The organism is Paenibacillus sp. FSL k6-2145 (assembly GCF_037976585.1).
Classification (GTDB): Bacteria; Bacillota; Bacilli; order Paenibacillales; family Paenibacillaceae; genus Paenibacillus.
The window spans coordinates 4,148,443-4,168,727 of record NZ_CP150267.1; the positions used below are offsets into that span (position 1 = coordinate 4,148,443).

At 44.8% G+C, this 20,285-nt stretch carries 21 protein-coding genes; 17 read left to right on the forward strand and 4 right to left on the reverse strand.

Going from position 1 to position 20,285, the window contains the following annotated elements:
- Nucleotides 1–214 precede the first annotated feature (214 nt).
- From NZ043_RS18505 to NZ043_RS18540, 8 genes are all read left to right on the forward strand, one after another.
- Nucleotides 215–1,483 carry a sulfotransferase gene (locus tag NZ043_RS18505; protein ID WP_133384152.1) on the forward strand — a complete coding sequence of 423 codons (1,269 nt, stop codon included), beginning with the start codon at nt 215–217 and terminating at the stop codon, nt 1,481–1,483.
- Entirely contained in the window at nt 1,480–3,411 is a 1,932-nt protein-coding gene (locus tag NZ043_RS18510) for an asparagine synthase-related protein (protein WP_133384153.1), read from the forward strand. The genes NZ043_RS18505 and NZ043_RS18510 overlap by 4 nt, the downstream gene beginning before the upstream one ends.
- Before the next feature lie 35 nt (nt 3,412–3,446).
- Entirely contained in the window at nt 3,447–3,578 is a 132-nt protein-coding gene (locus NZ043_RS18515; protein ID WP_105408482.1) for a paeninodin family lasso peptide, read from the forward strand.
- Nucleotides 3,579–3,717: 139 nt separating this feature from the next.
- Nucleotides 3,718–4,665, forward strand: coding sequence for an aldolase (locus tag NZ043_RS18520; protein WP_133384154.1), 948 nt, complete (start codon nt 3,718–3,720; stop codon nt 4,663–4,665).
- Nucleotides 4,662–4,961: a lasso peptide biosynthesis PqqD family chaperone gene (locus NZ043_RS18525; protein ID WP_017689560.1), complete on the forward strand. Its 300-nt coding sequence runs from the start codon at nt 4,662–4,664 to the stop codon at nt 4,959–4,961. The genes NZ043_RS18520 and NZ043_RS18525 overlap by 4 nt, the downstream gene beginning before the upstream one ends.
- Nucleotides 4,962–4,965: 4 nt before the next feature.
- Entirely contained in the window at nt 4,966–5,448 is a 483-nt protein-coding gene (locus NZ043_RS18530) for a lasso peptide biosynthesis B2 protein (protein ID WP_074094340.1), read from the forward strand.
- A gap of 52 nt (nt 5,449–5,500) precedes the next feature.
- On the forward strand, nt 5,501–6,634 hold the full coding sequence (locus NZ043_RS18535) for a nucleotidyltransferase family protein (protein WP_240768101.1): 1,134 nt from the start codon (nt 5,501–5,503) through the stop codon (nt 6,632–6,634).
- Complete coding sequence (locus NZ043_RS18540) at nt 6,634–8,451, forward strand: ABC transporter ATP-binding protein (RefSeq protein ID WP_176872847.1); 1,818 nt, start codon at nt 6,634–6,636, stop codon at nt 8,449–8,451. The genes NZ043_RS18535 and NZ043_RS18540 overlap by 1 nt, the downstream gene beginning before the upstream one ends.
- 168 nt (nt 8,452–8,619) lie before the next feature.
- Here NZ043_RS18540 and cysC read toward each other — a convergent pair whose 3' ends face one another.
- The gene (cysC, locus tag NZ043_RS18545) at nt 8,620–9,258 is read right to left on the reverse strand and encodes an adenylyl-sulfate kinase (protein WP_249911241.1); all 639 of its coding nucleotides are present in this window, start codon (nt 9,256–9,258) and stop codon (nt 8,620–8,622) included.
- 206 nt (nt 9,259–9,464) lie between these two features.
- Between cysC and NZ043_RS18550 the strand changes: the two genes are divergently transcribed.
- Nucleotides 9,465–9,878 (forward strand): hypothetical protein, encoded by a 414-nt coding sequence (locus NZ043_RS18550; protein ID WP_249911240.1) that lies wholly within the window; start codon nt 9,465–9,467, stop codon nt 9,876–9,878.
- Between the two features lie 94 nt (nt 9,879–9,972).
- Nucleotides 9,973–10,752, forward strand: coding sequence for a delta-lactam-biosynthetic de-N-acetylase (gene pdaA, locus NZ043_RS18555; protein WP_339309036.1), 780 nt, complete (start codon nt 9,973–9,975; stop codon nt 10,750–10,752).
- Between the two features lie 179 nt (nt 10,753–10,931).
- Here pdaA and NZ043_RS18560 read toward each other — a convergent pair whose 3' ends face one another.
- Nucleotides 10,932–11,780: a DegV family protein gene (locus NZ043_RS18560; protein WP_091032645.1), complete on the reverse strand. Its 849-nt coding sequence runs from the start codon at nt 11,778–11,780 to the stop codon at nt 10,932–10,934.
- Nucleotides 11,781–11,885: 105 nt separating this feature from the next.
- Entirely contained in the window at nt 11,886–12,356 is a 471-nt protein-coding gene (locus NZ043_RS18565; protein WP_249911238.1) for a hypothetical protein, read from the reverse strand.
- Nucleotides 12,357–12,693: 337 nt separating this feature from the next.
- Here NZ043_RS18565 and NZ043_RS18570 point away from each other — a divergent pair, with 337 nt between their 5' ends.
- On the forward strand, nt 12,694–13,080 hold the full coding sequence (locus NZ043_RS18570; RefSeq protein WP_091032639.1) for a DUF423 domain-containing protein: 387 nt from the start codon (nt 12,694–12,696) through the stop codon (nt 13,078–13,080).
- A 124-nt stretch (nt 13,081–13,204) separates the two neighbouring features.
- Here the strand turns inward: NZ043_RS18570 and NZ043_RS18575 are convergent, their stop codons facing one another.
- Entirely contained in the window at nt 13,205–13,777 is a 573-nt protein-coding gene (locus NZ043_RS18575; RefSeq protein ID WP_091014625.1) for a hypothetical protein, read from the reverse strand.
- 269 nt (nt 13,778–14,046) lie between these two features.
- On the opposite strand from NZ043_RS18575, the gene NZ043_RS18580 reads away from it, so the two are divergent.
- The 6 genes from NZ043_RS18580 to NZ043_RS18605 all read left to right on the forward strand — a co-directional run bounded on the left by NZ043_RS18580 (nt 14,047) and on the right by NZ043_RS18605 (nt 20,282).
- Nucleotides 14,047–16,767: a hypothetical protein gene (locus NZ043_RS18580; protein WP_339309037.1), complete on the forward strand. Its 2,721-nt coding sequence runs from the start codon at nt 14,047–14,049 to the stop codon at nt 16,765–16,767.
- Complete coding sequence (locus NZ043_RS18585) at nt 16,764–17,501, forward strand: hypothetical protein (RefSeq protein WP_339309038.1); 738 nt, start codon at nt 16,764–16,766, stop codon at nt 17,499–17,501. Before NZ043_RS18580 ends, NZ043_RS18585 begins: the two co-directional genes overlap by 4 nt.
- Before the next feature lie 168 nt (nt 17,502–17,669).
- A complete protein-coding gene (locus NZ043_RS18590) occupies nt 17,670–18,431 on the forward strand; it encodes a hypothetical protein (protein ID WP_339309039.1) in 762 nt (253 codons plus the stop codon).
- Between the two features lie 18 nt (nt 18,432–18,449).
- The gene (locus NZ043_RS18595; RefSeq protein WP_339309040.1) at nt 18,450–18,992 is read left to right on the forward strand and encodes a hypothetical protein; all 543 of its coding nucleotides are present in this window, start codon (nt 18,450–18,452) and stop codon (nt 18,990–18,992) included.
- 63 nt (nt 18,993–19,055) lie between these two features.
- A complete protein-coding gene (locus tag NZ043_RS18600; protein WP_339309041.1) occupies nt 19,056–19,676 on the forward strand; it encodes a hypothetical protein in 621 nt (206 codons plus the stop codon).
- 33 nt (nt 19,677–19,709) lie between these two features.
- On the forward strand, nt 19,710–20,282 hold the full coding sequence (locus NZ043_RS18605; protein ID WP_339309042.1) for a hypothetical protein: 573 nt from the start codon (nt 19,710–19,712) through the stop codon (nt 20,280–20,282).
- Nucleotides 20,283–20,285 lie beyond the last annotated feature (3 nt).

Sequence of the window (20,285 nt, forward strand, 5' to 3'; positions counted from 1 at the left end):
TTTTGTATCATAGAGTAAAACTATAAATACATATTGTATCTGAGAGTTGTCGAATGTAACCATGTGTTTTGCTTCATTCCCGGGTGAACTTCCGACGGAATATTGCAAAATGCTGACCTATAGCGTGCATATTACTCGTTTTGCCAAACACAAAGGTAGAGTCTGGTCTATCCCAGCTACATATTTATACTAATGAACAGAGGAGAGGCTGCCATTGATCGATGCTCAAGGTAACGGACTTGTTTTCTTACTATGTGTTCCCCGCAGTGGTAGTTCCTTATCCACCGTAATGCTGCAAAATCATAGTCGTATATTTGCCACCCAGGAAATGTGGTTTCTGATGAATCTTGTCGATTTGCCCAAGGCTGATTCACGTGCTTATGGTGGCAGCTCCATCATTCGTCAGTTCTACAATGCCATGGTATCCGAGGATGTCTTCGAAAAGGCGTGCAGAAGTTTTGCTCTTGAGATCTACAATGGATTCCTGGAAGGGAGCGGTGCAGACTTCATCGTTGATAAATCTCCACGATACTATTACATGCTGGAATGGCTGGATCGTCTGTTCCCTCAGTCCAAGCGTATTCATCTCCAGCGTAATCCTCTGGCCATAGCTGCATCATTCAAAAAGGTAAACCGCCACACAGGAGAAGGATTCGACCTGATTCATAGTCTGCAGAGCCCCAAATTAAATATGAAATCCGTAGATCTTACACTGGGTATGCTCCGCTTGAATGAGTATTTTGCCAAACCCCACTCCAATGCGTATGAATTGCAATATGAACGATTGGTTTCCAATCCTCAAGAAGAACTTGAGAAACTATGCACGTTTCTGGGAATTCGATATGAACAGGGAATGGAGCAGTATGGACAGTTTCTGGACAGTGCCAAGTCTGACATGTTCTACAGTATGGGCGTGGGTGATCCTTTCCTCTCTTCGCATCAAGAGGCACATCAGGGTTCTGTTAACAACTGGAAAAACATATTAGAACCACATGAAGTTGAACTGTATTGCCGTGTGATGGGGGCAGATCTGTTCCACCGGATGGGATACAGTGAACAGCTGGCAGAAGCCGAACAATGGACGGGTGTACATTATGATGCAAGTCCAGATCAAGAGGTCATTGACCGAATCACGCATCAGTTGACAGCAGCGACCGGTTGCCAGTGGCAACCGCAATATCGAATGCAACCGGCAGATTCTGTCGTTCATGATCCGCTTGGGAATCTTAATGACCAAGTTGCCGAAGAACCGGAAAAGACAGACCCGACGCTAGCTGCACTGGTGACGATCAGACAGCTGCAAGCCGCATTACGGGCAGCAGATCATCGTCTGGAACGGGGTTACAGTGAGCGAGAACGCTTGAAAGTCCAGCTGGCTTCTGCTCAAAGCAAAATACAGCGTATCAAATCATGGGTACCATTTGGTCATCAGATCAGCGCCTGGGCTTCACAGCGCAAGATTCTACGGGGAGGCAAGTCATGAGCGCCATAGCAGGAATTGTTCACAACGATGGTCAGCAGGCGCTATGGGAAGACAGCTGGCGTCTGTACGCAAGCCTGGGGCATGTCCCTGCGGATACAACAGGGGTGTGGAAAGGCAACGAGGCGTTCCTTAGCTGTCACGCCCAATGGATTACACCGGAATCGGTTAGCGAGAAGTTGCCTTTATATGATGAGGAAAGTGGTCTGACCATCACGGCAGATGCGATTCTGGATAACCGGGAACAACTGGCAGATCAATTACAGATATCCAGAGCTGAACTGGCTATGTTGGCGGATAGTGAACTGATCTTGCGTGCCTATCAGCGCTGGGGAGACGATGTGGCTGTCCGATTACTGGGCGATTTTGTATTCGCCATCTGGGATGAGCGGAATCGCAAACTGTATGCAGCGAGAGACATTACAGGTATGAGAGCTTTTTATTACCGACATGATGGTTCACGTTTTGCTTTCTGCACACTCATGAATCCGTTGCTTGGGCTTGAAGGGGTACATAAAGAACTTGATGAGACTTGGCTGTCCGAATTCCTTGCCATTCCTGACATGCATGATTCAGCAGATATCAATTCGACCGTATATCGGGGAATAAGCCAACTGCCTTCTGCACATACACTTGTCTTCCGGGATGGGAGACTGGAACTGAAGCAATATCATCGCTGGAATGAAGTCGAACCTCTGAGGCTTAAATCCGATGGTGAGTATGTAGAAGCGTTTCGGGAGATCTTTGGGCAGGCGGTTGGATCACGACTACGAACGCACAGGCAGGTGGCTGCTGCTTTAAGTGGAGGGCTGGACTCGGGAGCCGTGGTTGGTTTTGCTTCCGGAACATTGAGAAGTCAGGGCAAACGGCTGCAGGCCTACAGTTATGTTCCCGTACCGGATTTCACAGATTATACGTCGAAAACGTTGCTCGCAGACGAACGGCCCTTTATACGTTCAACCATTAATCATGTCGGCAATATCACAGAGAACTACCTTGATTTTGAAGGCAGAAGTCCACTTAGTGAAGTGGATACCTGGCTCGACATTATGGAAATGCCCTATAAATACTTTGAAAATTCATTCTGGATTCGCGGATTCTATGAAAAAGCGAGCCAGCAGGATGCAGGCATCCTGCTCACAGGCGCACGTGGTAATTTCACCATCTCCTGGGGGCCGGCTCTGGATTATTACGCCAGTCTACTGAAAAGTGGCCGCTGGTATCGCTGGTTCCGTGAGATGCAGCAGTATAGTGAGCGGACCGGCATGCCCTTCTCCCGTATAGCTAAGATCACCGGGAAAAAGGCATATCCGGAATGGTTCAAGGCTCAGTCCAAAGGAGCAAGCCAGGCCGCGTCCGTGCAGTTGATCCATCCTGATTTTGCGCAAAGAACAGGTGTACTGGAAAGACTCAAATCCATTATTGTTCTGCAGGGCGGTGCCCAGGCTGATGCACTCAAAGTACGTGCCGAGAAATTCAATAACCTGGCCATCGCCAACAAAAACGGTGCTGTAGCTACGAAATGTTCTCTCCGTTACCGGGCTTGGGAACGTGATCCGACAAGTGATGCCAGAGTCATCCGGTTCTGTCTGTCCGTTCCGATTGAACAATATGTGAAACAAGGGACGGATCGTTCATTGATTCGCCGGGCTACTTCACCGGAGTTGCCTGACAAGGTCAGACTGAATCAGCGGGTACGGGGTGTACAACCGGCGGATTGGCTGCATCGCATCATTCCGAATTGGGATGCCTTTACGGCTGAGTTGCGTGCTTTGTGTTCTGACAGCAAGGTCGCTGGCATATTAAACACGGAGCGTATCAAATCTGCCCTGGCGAACTTTCCGAGTCCGAGACCAGAGCTTGCTTCACATCCAGATCTGCGATTGATGATGCATAGTCTGATTGTCTATCGGTTCATTCGGAAATTCTGAATGAGGGCACATGAAAGGAGGTGAATACGATGCAAATGGAAAAAAAGGAATGGCAAGCACCAGCTCTTGAAGTGTTGGAAGTCAATCAAACGATGGCCGGTACTGGCTACAGACAAATTGACTGGGTAACGGTTCACGATGCGGATCTGTACGATCCAACTTCCTAAGTTGTTAAGTTTTATGAAGTGTCATCATACTTAAAGGGCGGAAATGCAACAAATCCAGCTTTTCGCCTCCGCCCTTATATTGAGCAACATGAATATAAGGGCTTTTTTTTACATTTTATTACGAAGGAGGCGTCGTTCATTGTTGCCTGTGCATTATGTGGCGTATGGTCTACGCTGGTCGAGCCAAATTCGAATGCCTGAACTACAGATCGCACCCAAGGATGCAGAGACTGATTTTGATGTCGTGGATGTGCACATCGAGTCTTCAGATCTGGCTCTATTGTGGGAGGATTGGGATGTAGGCAACGACAACTTTGTGGCACGAGAGGGCAGTCTTTTTTTCAAAATCGAAGATACAGGTCTGTTTCTAATGGAGCAAGGAAAGCGCATTGTCGTATCCCCTATACCGGGTGCAGATGAGAAAAAGGTCAGATTATTCATTCTGGGCACATGTATGGCGGTCATTATGATGCAGCGTGGCATTCTTCCACTGCATGGTAGTGCAGTTGTTATTGATGGCTGGGCTTACGCATTTGTCGGACATTCGGGAGCAGGCAAGTCGACGTTGTCGGCCGCACTGGCATCACGCGGATATCCGCTTCTCACCGATGATGTTGTTGCACTGACCTGGGATGCCGGAGGAAGAGCTATCGTATCACCCGGTTACCCGCAACAGAAGTTATGGCAGCCCAGTCTGGACGGCTTCGGCATGAAGGAGCAGGATTATGCAACGGTTCACGCAGAGATTACAAAGTATGCGATACCTGTTCAGCACTATTTTCATGAGATGGCTGTGCCACTAGGTGGAATATTCGAACTGGCTCCACAACCGGAGGAAAACCATACATCTGTTCAACTGGTTGAAGTGACGGGGCTAGAACGACTGCATCTGTTATGCTCGCATACGTTCCGTGGTGGACTCGTTGCAAGACAGGGGCTGGCACAGTGGTTGTTCGAGACGGCTTCAAGACTTTCAGCAAGTGTGGAGATTGGCAGATTGGTCAGAACGGGTGCGGAGTTTACAGCATTTGAGATGGTGGATCGGATCACAGATCATATACGTAAAGGAGTGCATACAGGACAATGACAGCGACTACGCCGATGAATGTGGAAGACCGGGTAACCCGGAAGGAAGGCAATCTGGTCAGTGATATGGGCAGTGAGAAAGTTATGATGAGCATTAGCTCTGGAAAATACTATAATCTGGGGAGTACCGGTGGACGAATCTGGGATCTGATCGCAGAAGAACGCACGCTGGGTGAGGTTGTTGAGGTACTTGCAGCGGAGTATGAGATTGAGCCAGATGTATGTCGTGAGCAGGTGGTGCAATTCCTGGAACATCTGTCCCGTGAAGGTTTAATCGACGTTACTCGCGGAGTGTAGAATCATGTTGCGAAAAATAAAGGTTTATCTCTCGCTCCCGCGGTCGATGCGTCGACTGGTATGGGAGGCCTATATCCTCCTTGGCTGGGCACGCATTCAGAAGGCTATGCCATTTGCCAAAATCGCGCCAGGGCTGGGTACACCCATGGTTGAAACACCGATGACAGGACTCGAACGCAGCGAGGTCATCACTATAAGGAATATTTCCAAAGCGATTTCGCTCGCCAGTAAATATACGTTATGGGAAAGCCGCTGCCTTGTAATGGCGATTGCTGGGATGAAGATGCTTGAGCGACGCAAGATAGAGAGTACGTTATACATGGGGACTGCACGGAATAAGCAAGGACATATGATGGCTCATGCCTGGCTACGAAGTGGTAAATTGATCGTGACCGGAGCTGATACTATGGACCAATATACGGTTGTCGGTGTGTTTGGCAAACGGTGTCCGGAGAAGGGATCTGGGGAGATTGTCTATGATACATGAAAGTGAACTCTATTCATCAGGGTTTCCGAAGGAGCTTAAGCTGATTTTGAGCATGATTAGAGGTGATCTGACGGCTCTATCCCCTGAAGAACTTAAGGCGGGTTTGCAAGGAACCGATTGGCAGCTCTTTCTGCGGCTTGTCTATCATCACCGCTTATACTCTGTCCTTTATTTGAAAATGAAAGAATTGAACTCTGCAATCATTCCTGCAGATGTTATGGAGAGTCTGAGACAACAATATACGGTCAATACGTTCCGCATGTTACATCTGACAGCTGAAATGGAGCAGGTGTGCGGAGCTTTTCGTGAACGCGGCATCCGCAATATTACACTAAAGGGACCAGCGCTCGCACATGATCTCTATGGCGATGTATCGATGCGAACCTCCAAAGACCTGGATATCCTGATTCCGTTTGATGATGTGGAAGCGGCTGAAGGCATTCTGGCTACCCTCGGATATATATCCAAGGAAGGGGAGCGGGCACCTACGGTGCGCAGCTGGAAATGGCGGGAACATCATATCTGTTACACCCATCCGGTCAAAAGGACTCAAGTGGAGATCCATTGGCGCCTGAACCCGGATTCGGGCAAAGAAACCGATTTTGAATTGCTGTGGAAACGCAGCCGGTTCAGTTCATACACACAGACACCTGTCCGTATGCTCGAACAAGAAGACCTATGGGCTTATCTCGTAACCCATGGTGCACGACACGGCTGGTTCAGACTGCGCTGGTTACTGGATATCGACCAGATGATCCGCAGCATGCCACTCGATGTGAAGAAAGTAGAGAGACGTCTGAAAGCGGAGGGACGTTTATCAATCGGTTCACAGGCTCTTTATCTGGCCTCGGAGCTGCTGAACACGCCGCTGGATGTAGAGTACAGATCCTTGATGTCCTTAAGTGACCGTACAGGCAAGAGATTAGCCAACGAAGGCGCAAAGTTCATGAACGACATGCTGGAAAGTCCGGCTGATATGAAGTCTTATCAATCGTATTTGTTTAAACTTCGAAGTACAAAACAGAAATGGTTTTTCTTTATTGAACGTTTATATCCTAGTACATGGGATGTGGATCAATTGCCGCTTCCGCGTTCTTTGTTTTTTCTGTACTTTCCGTTACGTCCGTTTCTCTGGTTCTGGCGGCGAATTAAAAGGTATACGGTGACGGAAAGGGGTAAAGTATGATCTCGGAATTAAGGTATTTCATGCGAAAGTTGCATCATGTCACGGGGCCCATTTTATATTGGAATCTGCTAGGGATGATCTGTATCAGTCTCATGGAAGGGATCGGTATCTACATGCTTGTTCCGATGCTGAGTCTGATTGGCATATTTGAGATGGGCTCCACAGGCTTAAACATTCCCTGGCTTGGCGAAATGTTGAATCGTTTTTCTGAAAATAGCCAATTGTTATTCGTATTGTTCACCTTTGTGTTGATTGTCTCCGGACAGGCCTGGATGCAGCGTCTCCAAACGATCCGTAATACTCGAATCCAGCAGCAATTTGTACGAACGCTGCGCATGGAAACCTATGGTGCTATTATTATGGCGCAATGGTCATTTTTTCTCCAAAAACGAAAATCCGATTTTAACCATATATTAACGACTGAACTTGCACGTGTGAGCCAGGGAACGAGCATTATGCTGCAAATGGCAGCCTCTCTGATCTTTACGGGCATTCAGATCGGTCTTGCTTTCTGGTTATCCGCCAAGCTGACGGCACTTGTGCTGGTCTGTGGATTGTTATTATTTTTTGTCTTGAGAAAATTCGTCAAGCGGGCCAAGCAGATCGGAGACCAGACCTCTGAATTCTCGCAAAGTTATTATAACGGCATTACCGAGCATTTTAACGGCATTAAGGATATTAAGAGCAACATGCTTGAGCGCTCACACATGAACTGGTTTGAGCGTATGTGCAGACAGATTGAACGCAACGTCATTCAATTTAGTCAATTGAACAGTGGAACACAGCTGATTCACCGGATGTCCGCGGCAATCATTATCGCTGCATTCATCTATCTTTCTCTACGTGTAATGACCGTGCCACCTGCAAGTCTGCTGCTCATCATCCTTATTTTTTCCCGATTATGGCCAAGATTTACGGCAATTCAGTCCAATCTGGAGTACATCAGCTCCATGCTGCCTGCATTTCGGATAGTCAGAGAACTGCAAGCGCAGACGGCGAAAAGTCGTGAGATTAGTGCAGAGATTGCTTCGGCAGGAGACGTTGGAACTGATGGGATTCAACCTATGGAACTGAAGGAATCTATTACCTGTGAGGATGTCTGCTATCGCTATGAGGGAAGTGATACGTACTCATTGAGAAATGTGCAAGCTTCGATTCCAGCAAGGGGTATGACCGCAATTGTAGGTAAATCCGGAGCAGGCAAGAGCACCTTGATAGATCTGATTATGGGCCTCGTAAGGCCTGAAACTGGTCGTATTCTGATTGACGGTGTGCCTCTGTCAGAAGAACGATTATTGAGCTGGCGAAGTTCCATCGGATATGTCTCCCAGGACCCATTCCTGTTTCATACGAGTATTCGTGAGAATCTGCGTCTGGTTGATCCAAATGCAAGTGAAGAACAGATGTGGCAGGCTTTGCAATTTTCCTCCTCTGCGGCATTTGTACGGAGGTTGCCTCAGGGTCTGGATACGATTATTGGTGATCGGGGTATTCGTTTATCTGGGGGTGAACGTCAGCGATTGGTGCTCGCCCGGGCCATGCTGCGGAATCCTTCGGTCTTGGTACTGGATGAAGCAACAAGTGCACTCGACAGTGAGAATGAACAGTACATTCATGAGGCGTTAGAACGATTGAAAGGACATGTGACCATTATCGTGATTGCGCACCGATTGTCCACAATTCGGACGGCAGATCGTGTAATTGTGCTTGATGAAGGCCGGGTGATTCAAGAGGGCGGGTACCAGCAGTTATCTACTGATCCGGTAGGGACGTTCAGCAAACTTCTTAATATGCAAGCGGGTGTTGTGGGGCAGTAAAGTGAGTGAGTGAGGGGACATCAAAAGACGTTAAACCGCGATGATAGAGTATTGTATCTTCTTCTGTATATTCATTTATCGCTGGTATAACCAGCAATGTATCACGTAAAGAGGCGCGCCACTATGGGCGCGCCTTTCATGTAAGTAGGTTAATATAATGAGCAAGAATTAATGGACCAGTTCTGTATTGGAAGGGCGCGGAAGCTGGAGAGCGCCGATCTGTTCCAAATGTTGTACGATCTCTTGCACGGCTTCCTCAATGGAAGATTGCTCCGTATCAATGATGAATGAAGGAGATTTTGGTACATCATAGGGGGCGGAAATGCCTGTGAAATGCGGGATGTCACCGTTGCGTGCCTTTTTATAAAGCCCCTTGGGGTCACGCCGCTCACATTCTTGAATTGAACAGCTCACATAGATTTCAATGAAATCTTCTGGTTCAAATAACTGTCTGACCATCTCCCGATCCTGTTCATGAGGAGAGATAAAAGCCGAAAGTACAAACAACCCGGCATCTACCATTAACTTCGATACTTCACCAATTCGCCGCAGATTTTCTTGACGATCCCCTGCTGTAAAACCGAGATCACGGTTCAGGCCATGACGTACATTATCCCCGTCCAGAACATAACAGCGTACGCCTTGATCGTAGAGATACTGCTCCAGGGCAAATGCAAGGGATGACTTTCCTGCACCTGATAACCCGGTAAACCATATGGCACGACTACGGTGCCCATTATGCTTCTCCCGGTCTTGTCTGTTGATGCTGGATGATTGCCAGGTTATATTGCGCTCTTCCTTCGACATGAGTATCCCGCCTTTTCCCTACCATGATATGTATAATATTTTAACATATTTACAAGATTATAGCACCTTACAGATTTCTTCAAAATAAGCGTGAATCGACAAAATATCGGGTATAGATGTAGTACATACATAAGCATTATGCATATATCCAAGGAGTATTTTGCATTGAATGATGCAAATGCCCACATCGCAGGAGGAACAATGTCATGAACGAAAACATACAAAACATACAAGTTGGATTCAAATGCCCGGATTGCCAGCAGGATATCCGAGCGGAATTTATAGATGAACAGGTCAGTACGGTTCGTTGTAAAGGTTGTGACAGAGCGTATACACTTTTGAAGCCAACCATCGGTGATGAGATTCTACTGGATTGGGAGCAGGAGGCTTTGTATCACAAGCTGAGGGCAGAGCGGTCTGAACTGGATAATCACAATATGTCGGCCTTGATTATCAAAGTTATCGAGCTGCTTACATGGCGTGATCGGGGAGATGGACAGACCCGTGCCATACAGACCGTGAGGGAATGGCTTGCTTCCAGTGGCAAACCTCAGACCTTGCTTGAATTGTTCCATCAATCTCCGCCACAACCTGAAAATAAACGTTTCGATCGTTTATGATTTACATACATTAGCCGTTCCTGTGGCATATTACCTGAAGGTATTCGTGTGTGCAAACGACTAACCGAATTTTTCAGGAACAGGAGCGGATAGAATGAAGCGAATGGTTCTATATATACTGTTGGGACTGTTATCCATCAGTATGATACCGGCACAGACTGAAGCATCACCGGTTACCGGAGCGTATCACTTTGGCTTCAAAAAAAGTCAAAACGGTCAACTGCCCTCCATTGATCAGGAAGGCTTTAAATCGATCTTACAACATAACGATGCCATTTTCCTGGGGGATACAAAACAGAAGGAATTGTATCTCACGTTTGATAACGGGTATGAGAATGGATTCACACCTGCCATACTGGATGTTTTGCGTACCAAGAAGGTGCCAGCTGCTTTCTTTGTGACAGGTCATTATCTGAAAGATCAGCCTGAGTTGGTCAAACGTATGGCGGCTGAAGGTCATATTGTCGGTAATCATTCATGGAGTCATCCGGATATGACCCGCATCTCCAATGAAAAGCTTAGAGAGGAACTCGAGAAGGTCAAGTCGGAGGTCAATCGGCTGACGGGTCAACAAGCGACCTTTTTACGGCCACCGCGCGGGATTTTTAACAATCGTACGCTCGCAGAGAGTCATGCTCAGGGTTATGTGAATGTGTTCTGGTCTGTTGCTTATAAAGATTGGGATACCAATGTGCAGCGTGGCGCACAATATGCTCATCAACAGGTGTTGAAACAACTCCATCCGGGCGCTGTCATTTTGCTTCATTCGGTATCCAAAGATAACACGGAAGCTCTGGGTTCCATCATTGATGAGGCTCGCAAGCAAGGATACGCATTCAAAAGTCTGGATGATCTGCGGACCAAAAATTATTGATCTGTATCGTAATGACCAAGGTTACTCTTGAGTTTGGCAAAATATTAAAGGGCATCCTGAGCGATTAAGCTCGGAATGCCCTTTTTAGTTATAACGGTATGCCAATCCAAGTATTGGATGTACCACATACAGATTAAGAAGAAAGGATTGGGTAATACGATACAATGTAACGTGTAATACTATAAAACAGTGTTATAGATGATTCCAATCGTTTTTGGGCCGCAGTGACTGCATACTACACAACCAGCAGTGGTCAGTTCCACACGGGCACCCGTTTGTTCCTGCAAAGACTTCTGCAAGTCAAGCGCATCCTCTTCAGCCATGGTGTGCACAACGATCAGCAGGTCTGGATCGATCTGATCCTTCTGGCTGAGCGTATTATTCAGCATTTGTTCCAGAGCTTTCTCCCGTTTGCCGCGGACTTTATAGGCAGGTGCCATCTTGCCATCCGTTACCCGAATGACAGGACGAATCTTCAACAGGCTTCCAATCAGGTTCTGCATGCCCGAACAGCGTCCGCCTTTATGCAGATACTCCAGTGTATCGATGACAAACTCCGTGCGTACATTTGATTTCATCGCCTCAATCAGGTGTGTAATCTGAGTCAGGTTTTGTCCTTTATCAGCAGCATGTACAGCTTTCATCACCATCAGCGCAATTCCTGATGAGAGATTCTGTGAGTCAATGACCGAAATGCGACCTTCCGGGAACTCGGAACTCGCTAGTCGTGCATTTTGATAGGTAGAGGAAAGTTCAGAAGATAAGCTGATATATAAAATCTCATCCCCTTGATCTATGTAAGGTTGAAATGCCGTTATGAAATCAGCGGGGGAAGGTGCAGCTGTTTTGGGAAGACGCCCATCTTGGCTGACACGTTCATATAGCTGTTCAGGCTTAATCTCAGCACCGTCTTTCAGTGATTCATCACCGAACACGACATATAAGGGGATGATACCGATATCGTGCTGCTGGATCCATTCTGGAGCCAGATCACTTGTGCTGTCCGCAAAAATTTTGATTCGTGACATGTCAATCTCCTTTGAAAACAATGATTTTGGCAAAAAATATAGATTATACTTATGTGTAAACCCATTCATTTTAATTATAAGGAAACATGACGCTGGTGCAAAGCGTTACATCAGCGTCATACCTACCAAAATAAGTGCAACGAATAACAGAATCATGATCCCATTTAATATGGTTCCGATAATGGCAAAAACTTTCTTTCGATTCTTGAGGACAAGACCAATAATTCCGACGATGCCTCCGGCCAGATTGAGAATCAGGCAGACCAGAATGGCTAATGAAGCCAGAACCACGGCTGGATGCAAGGCTATCTCTTCTGTCTGCAACGGGGTGAGAACTCCGATGGACTCGTTTACAGCCATGGTGGCAATAAAGAATATCAGAATATAACCCAAGATTGCAACCAATCCAATGACAAAGCTGGCGATTCCAGGTCCGGAATGTTTCAGTGGTGCCATTGGTTGCCTCTCATAATCTGGCGGGTATGCTTCATACCCATTGTTATTGTATGGATCTGCATGGCCAGGGTTCTGATCCGTGTTGTTATAACCTGAATTATAGGAATCGCGATTATCCATAATCTTGACTTGCCTCCCTTAATCATCGTACTGAGTGTTATTAACCTAATCGATGAGTAATGATTCTCCTTTTAGAGGTTGTTCAAACTCGGTACTGAAAACCAATCTTTTTGAACTTGCACTTACAATACAACGATTACATACCTGTTACTTTTCCATAATTATCGATAAAAATCAAGGATTTACGCCAGTTTTCTACGATATATAGGGTAAAGATAGGATTAGTAAGTATAAACAGACATATGATCTATGAAGCTCCACCCCGACTGGTAAAGGAGGAGTGGATTCGCTACAATAATAGGAGTGAAGTGTAGTTGAATTAAGGGAGAGAACTTATATGCAACGAAGATGGATGATGCTTGGAGCTGTAATGACCATGCTGTCGGTGGCGATAGGTGCTTTTGGTGCTCACATGCTCAAGGATACGATTGGGCCCGCGGCCATAGCTACATATGAGACGGGTGTGCAATATCACATGATTCATGCATTGGGCCTGCTCATTATTGGTTTGACGGCTGGTCAACTTGGAGCATCTACAAAACTGAAGTGGGCAGCGCGCCTGTTGTTTATCGGAATTATCGTGTTCTCGGGCAGCCTGTATGTGCTTAGTATTTCTGGCATCAAGATTCTGGGTGCCATCACACCGATTGGTGGGGTAGCCTTCATTGCCGGATGGTTGTTATTGGCATTAGATGTATGGCAGCGAGGTAAGGATCGCTCCTGATCGGTCCAAACAAATCTCGGAGGGTTCAATCCTACATGAACCATAGAACTAAAAAAGCAACTTGCGTTAGAATGTCCCGTCATTCTAACGCAAGTTGCTTTTTGTTTTAATCCGATGAAGTTAGTTACAGAAACTCATCGATTTCATTGGTTCGGAACGTATACACCTGTTTTTCATCGACATGGTAGATGCTCACAATACTGGTATCTCGATCAAAATTCAGAATGCGGCAAGGAATGCTCTGATGTTTACCGTTCTTGTTATTAACAACAATACGGGTGAGTTTGTTCTCTTTAATGAGCGTGTCAATCCACGCGTCAAACGAGTTTCCATCGGAAACATTGGATGTTTGGGTGGCAGGCTTTTTCTCGCTAACCGGCTTTTCTTGCTGATTCTGTGTTTTGACTGGAGCAGGTGAGGCAGGTGTCTGAGCTGCAGTGGACGCCTTCTGTGCTGCGTTGGCTTTTTTGCGTTCGTTGTGAAGTGTGACGAAAGAGTCCTTCTTGGACTGGAGTGTCGCTTCAATAATTTTGCCTAGCTCTATGCCGGATTGAATCCGAAAGTCCGCAATTTGTTCTTCATTGTTTATGAACTCCAACAGGGACTGCAGTGCCAATGCATTTGAGCGGCTCTTAATAAGTATATCGACATTAAATAAAAAGCCGATGTCCTCTTGATTGGATAAGGTTTCTTTCATTCATCCCAGCCCCGTTAAAAAGTATGTCAGCTCAAAAAAACGCTTCAATTCACTATATCATTAAAAAGGAAATTATCATAGTGCTAGAGACGCAGAAATATGCCGATTCGAAATGAATCTAGTCCCGGAGTGCCCCTAAATTTCTCCCCAGAATAGAACAAATATTCTTCTTTTTTCATCCCCTGATCATCCTGTTTGCCTGCGCTAGTCGTGCGGGTCTAATCTATAATTTATTTAATCAGGACAGGAAGCAACAGGGGGAATCGGGAATGGGCAATGCATATCAGGATCGATTGAGATACGTTTATAAAATTACATCTTCCAGAATTAGAAAAGCGGATTATGATCTGCATCTTACTTATCAAGAAGCGACAGTAAATGGAGAAGTGGCATCTATTGGAAACCATCAGGTGTTTCGCTTTATAGATCGTATTCGAGGCTACAAGGAGAGGGAACAAGATCTGGCTAGAATCAAGCTGGAAATAGAGCGATTAAAAGCCTTGAAAACCAATGCTGAACATAAAAGAGCAATGAAGAAATTGCATGAAGAACTGAAAAATCTGAAGTTTGCCGATGATTACTTGCTGGTGGTCATTGAAAATAATAAAGACTATGACCGGCTGAATTCATCGAAAGCTTTCTCCATCAACGGCAAGAAATACAAGCGGTTATTGGCTACGACAGGTGGAGCCAAAAGTTCAACGGTCATCTATGTGAGTGAGAATATTCATCCGTTGTTGGAGAAAAGATTAAATAACGGCAGAGATCCGAATAAGGAGTTGGTTCCTGCTAAACTGGAGGCATATAAGGCCCTAGCTTGCAGCACGAGCACACCTGTGTCACATCCCGAACGCGTATTGGTTGTTCAGGATTGTATAACCCAATTTGGCGCAGACATTATTCAGATTGATGATACCGAGACAGAATACCCTCGCATTGAGAGTAGGAAAAATGAGCCTATTCAGATGAATATGAGTGATGGGTTCGGTCTTATCTCTCCTGCACTTAGTGAACGATGGGCAACCGAGCTTGGACATGAATATATCCCAAGTGGCTTCTGTATCCGTAATAGCTTCTGTAAAGGTATGGTCTTTACATTTGATTATCACGAATTTGCTGATCGAGTTGCAGGCAAATATATGGTGGACGATGCCTGGGGTAATCCTGTGGATATTCGAGAGGTAGACCTCATCATCACAACGTCCATGCTAAAACTCTGGAGCTCGTACAACAGTATCGACGATTATCTGTTATGTTGCGGTTATTATGGCTACACGTTCAGCGTTACGAAAGTTACACCCGAAGAATTGGAGGATGAGCGTCATTTAAACTACCAGTTTATTCAGTCGCTCCAATTAGATGATAACGAGATTGGTGAACTTATTCGTCCCACGGTAGACTCGATTAAAGATGTGCTAGGTGAAGACTATCGCAAGGCACTTTTATTTCTCAAAGGAATTCACATCCATGAGAACGATTATAGAAATAGTCCAGATGATTATATTAAAGGGTTGATGGTAGACCCACGACTTATAGATGATCCTTTTGTGCGGAGCAAAATCCATACATTAATACGCAAGCGAATGAATGAAGCCAAGATCGGAGTTTTAAGAGTAAAAGGCAATTTCAGCATTATATCTGGCGATCCCTATACATTGTGTCAGAGCATATTTGGCTTACCTTTAACAGGATTGCTGAGCTCGGGTCAGTTCTACTCCAGATATTGGAATGAACGCCATGTGGGCCGCGTAGCTTGCTTCAGAGCTCCGATGACTTGTCATAACAATATCAAGGTGCTTCGTTTTCAAAATACAGATGAGATGCAGCATTGGTATCGCTATATGAACACGGTCACGATCTTAAATTCATGGGATACGACGACACATTCTTTAAATGGTGCAGATATGGATAGTGATCAGGTCTTAACTACAGACAACCACACAATTCTTGGGGCAATTCAGGAGCTTGATGCGATTGTATGTGTACAGAAAACCTCAGCCCAAAAAATTCCGGATGAAAAGGATCTGATTCAGGCCAACAAAGACAGCTTTGGTGATCTGATCGGTTTTACAACGAACAAAATTACATCAATGTTTGATGTATTAGCCAATTATGAGGAGCATAGTGCAGAATATCAGGAAATGATGTACCGAATTCAATGTGGTCAGCATTATCAACAAAATGCTATTGATCAGGCTAAAGGGATTGAATGTAAAAAGATGCCGGAGCACTGGTATGATATTCGCGCTGCGGTAACGGACGAGTCTGCCTTGAAAATGGTAGCACACAAGAAGCCATATTTTTTCATATACAATGACCCGGAACAGAAAAAAGAATATACAACCTATGTAGAAAAAACGAGTCAAAAGTGCTTGCAGTTATTTGGCATGACTGTTGATGAGTTGTATTCGAAGAAGGAGCTATCTCCCGATCAGGAACAGTTCCTGGCACAGTATGCACAGAGAATGCCTGTATCCACGGCACCTTCTGTGATGAACCGGTTATGCCATCAAGTGGAAGACGAGTTCAACAAGTTAAAGCTAAAACAGTCCGAGAGTCCTTTTGATCATACGATATTGATGAGTACCAAAAAATACTCACAAGCTCGTTACAAAGAGATTCAACGTTTATATCAGATGCATAACGAAGAGCTACGTAGCTATATGACTAACTTGCGCAAGAGTAAGGTGAAAAAGGAAGAAAGATCAGCCCGATGGCAGTTGTTTGTTTCACGTTTCAAGGAGCAGGCACTGGAGATCTGCAATAACGAAGAAGATCTGTGCAATATGATTGTGGACATGTGTTATCGAAATGCGGAGAAATCCAAGCAATTTGTATGGGATGTCTCGGGGGATCAAATTATTCGCAATTTATTGCTCAGCAATGATCACATCATCCATTATCCGGTTAGAGACCCGGAGGGCGATATTGAATACGCGGGAAGAACCTTTAAAATGACCCAAATGCATGTGAAGGAGCAACGCCCTTGAAAATCATTCTGAATGAACGTCATCATGCCGAGCAGGCCATTACACATGGGAAAATGGATAAGAAGCCAACCAAAACGTTAATTTGTTTAGCCAAATACGGGCTTGAACAGGGGAAGAACGCCGAGGATGCGTATGCGTTTTTAAATCAGTTTATGTCCAAATATTATCCAGACTACAATGCTGTCCAATGGGAAACATTTCTCAATCGTATCATTAAGCAGTCTCAGAAGTATATCAAGATAAGGGAGGAGGCGGGCAAGAGTACGCTAATCGAGATTGATCATGTACCTGTAACACACGAAGAACTTCAAAAGATCAAACAACTTAAAAGTAAACGACTTGAGAAATTGGCCTTTGTTTTGCTGGTCTACAGCAAGATTAACAATCGAATCAATGAAAATGATACGTATTGGATTAATAATGAATGGAAAGAAATCTATGGCGATACCCAAATGGCAGTAAGCAAAAAAGATCAGGGGTTATTGGTGCACAAACTTATTCAGTCAGGGTACCTCAAAGAAAGTAAACGCGTCGATTCAACTAACGTACAGGTTTTGTTCGCTGTGGAGCATGGTGAGGTTGCCTTCCAGTTAGTTCGCTTCGATGACTTTGTGTTGGAGTATTCTCGCTGGAAAGGAGAAAACATCAAAAATTGTACCGTATGCGGAAAACGGATGCTTGCAAAATCGAACCGAATGAAATACTGCAAGGAATGCAAAAAAAGCCGGCAGTAATCCCATTAGAAAACTTCTCTAAAGCTAGACACAGCAATGCTTTGCATGGTTGTTCAAGAATTTCTTTAATGATAAGCCAGGGACAGGTTTCCTAGTTAAGGGGGAGGTATCAACTTGGAAGCCATCTTATAAAGAAAATACGCTACATAACGCTTAGGTAGGTGAATTATGTCAAATGGGATAACTTTAGCACATGTAGAGTCTTTAATTAGAGAAGCGGTGAAACATAGCGGTCCTGGACAGCCTGGAGATCCTGGGGAAACCGAACTCGCCATCAAACGTGCACTGGAGGCTGCTGGCGAAGCCTTACAGGCTGCCGGAAAAGCAAAAGAGGCTTATCAGACGACTCGACTTGTGTACCAGAGTCCAGTTGCTGATTTTGAAGAGTTAAGTAACCAGTACCCTTCTCCTGAAATAGGCTGGACGGTACAGACGTATAAGGATGGCAAGAGATATCGTTATGATGGACAGACATGGGTAGAGATTGATGTATTTGGTCAAAACCTTCAGGTGGTTAATTCCGATATGGATGGGCTCATGAGTAGAGCTGAACACCTGAAATTAAATAAGATTCCGTTGGAAGTACAGGATCGCGTAATGGTCTTTTGCAAAGAATCACTGGTGTACCCGGAAGTACTGGGGATTCTAGCTCCCTTTCCATTCAATGGCGAGATTTTACATGTAAAGGGCTACTGCGGAGTTTCTGGAGATAGCGCAACTGAAATAAGAATTGAACGATCCAAGGATCTCATTCACTGGCAGGATGTGATGGGGAATCCACTGAAATTTGAAGCATTTCAACATCAAGATGACGGTAAGGCTGCATTTGAGATCAAAAAAGTGGAGGCTGGAGATATCTTCAGAATCAACATCATCGAAGCAGCTTCAAACATTCAACATCTTACGATTCAATTAACGATCAGAACATAAAAAAGGAGATAGAATATAATGACACAACCAATTATTACATGGATGGACGCAACACATAATAATGAGATTATCACCCCTTTTGACTACAAGGTTATTGATGCGGATAGCAAAAGTGATATTTTTATTTTCAATGTATGGAACAATAAAAATGGTGCTTCGGACGTATCTAAAATGGAAGATTGCACGATTACAACGCGAGATATGACTGGTGGTACTGGTGACACGGAGGCTCATGATGTAGAAGTGGTGAAGAATAACTGGTTCCATGTTCAGGTTGATTCCTTGGGGGAGACAGACCTGGAAGAGGAAAGTTCTCGTATTGGCAGGGATTTTTCCAAACCCATCGGAACAACAGGCAAGACAACCAAAGATCATACAGGAACCGCTTATGCAACACCATTTGCACCGGGACCGAAAGAAATCCTAGGCGTTAGTAACAATGGAAATCCTCAAGATGCGGCCGGTAACTATGTGACCCTATCCATTCAATGTGTAGTACCGCTGAATGCAAAAAGTGGCAAGCAACAGTTCAAGAAACGTATCTCCTACCGTTACGTGTAAAAGGAACCAATCATGTGGACAGGCTATTGCAGCCTGTCCTTTTTATTAAAAGGGGGAAGTTCTGTGATTCTAGGTAATACACAATTTACGCGCTCACCAGTATCTCAAGCTTACATATGGATTGCTGATTACTATGACGGTACTTATTTAAGCGAATTTGATTTGCAGACACAACAATCAAACAGTTTTTATACAATTAACAAGGAAAAGTTGGTCTCTTTTGGATTGATCGGGCAAGGATCTCACGTGTATCACAATGTTGCCAACGGTGTGTTTCATATTAATGCGGATCGGTACTCTGTATCTTACGTATGTGAAGAACAAGAATACCCGCTAACGGGTAGGACCTTTCTATACAGAGACATCATTCAATTCAAGAATGTTTCTTCAGATGTGAATATGAGTGGACATTCAGGTCCTGGGAGCTCGGGGGCTTTCAATAATACGATTGAATGTTTTAACTTCGGGTACAAAAAAATGATGAATTTGAATGATGTGCAGATTAACTTTCAATGTGTGTGTTCTCTGCCGCTCAGCGGAAATGCTTTTCTCCAAATTAAAATCACCTCAGATCAGGACCTGCCAGGGGAATTGGTTATTCGTAAAAATGGATTTGTTATAGATCAAATCGTAGCTCCTCTGAAGGCAAATCATGCAGGAATCATAAACTGGGACATTCGTTGAGTTGGATTTTGAGATGAGATAGGTGGTGATAGTATGGCAATTCAAGAAATTGCACTGGATATAGATCTATCTGTTGGTGTTTTCAAAGATACGATATATCAGGATCAGAGGTTGAAATTAAGAGAACTGGGTCATGATGCGGACGGGAATTCAATCTATCCTGCTACTGGATCTTGGGAGTCCACCGTGATTCGAATTCAGGATAAGATCGCATCATTTAAAGGTGTGGCTGCAAAGGTAGATGTCGCGGGGGGCGCAGAATACAAGATCTACTGGAGTACATCTGAAGACGGCTTTGAGTGGCTGGAGTATGAGGAAGTCTCAGCTAATAGCGCTGTGTCCAAATCGCCTGCAAAGTATGCGAAGGTGAAAATTGAGATTTTTGCAGAAAAGAAATATTCGAACTTTTACATAGACGATTTTAACAAGAAGGATAAATTCAGTAATCCTTTTATTGAAAGTGATTCGGGTTCACTAAGCTTAAAGAAAATATATCAATTAAAAATGGAACAAGCATCTGACACTCCAACAGGCATGGTGTTACGTCAGAAGGTTGAAAAAGCAAAATTTAAGAAAGTAGATAGAATCAGAGTGAGTAAGGGGTGATTT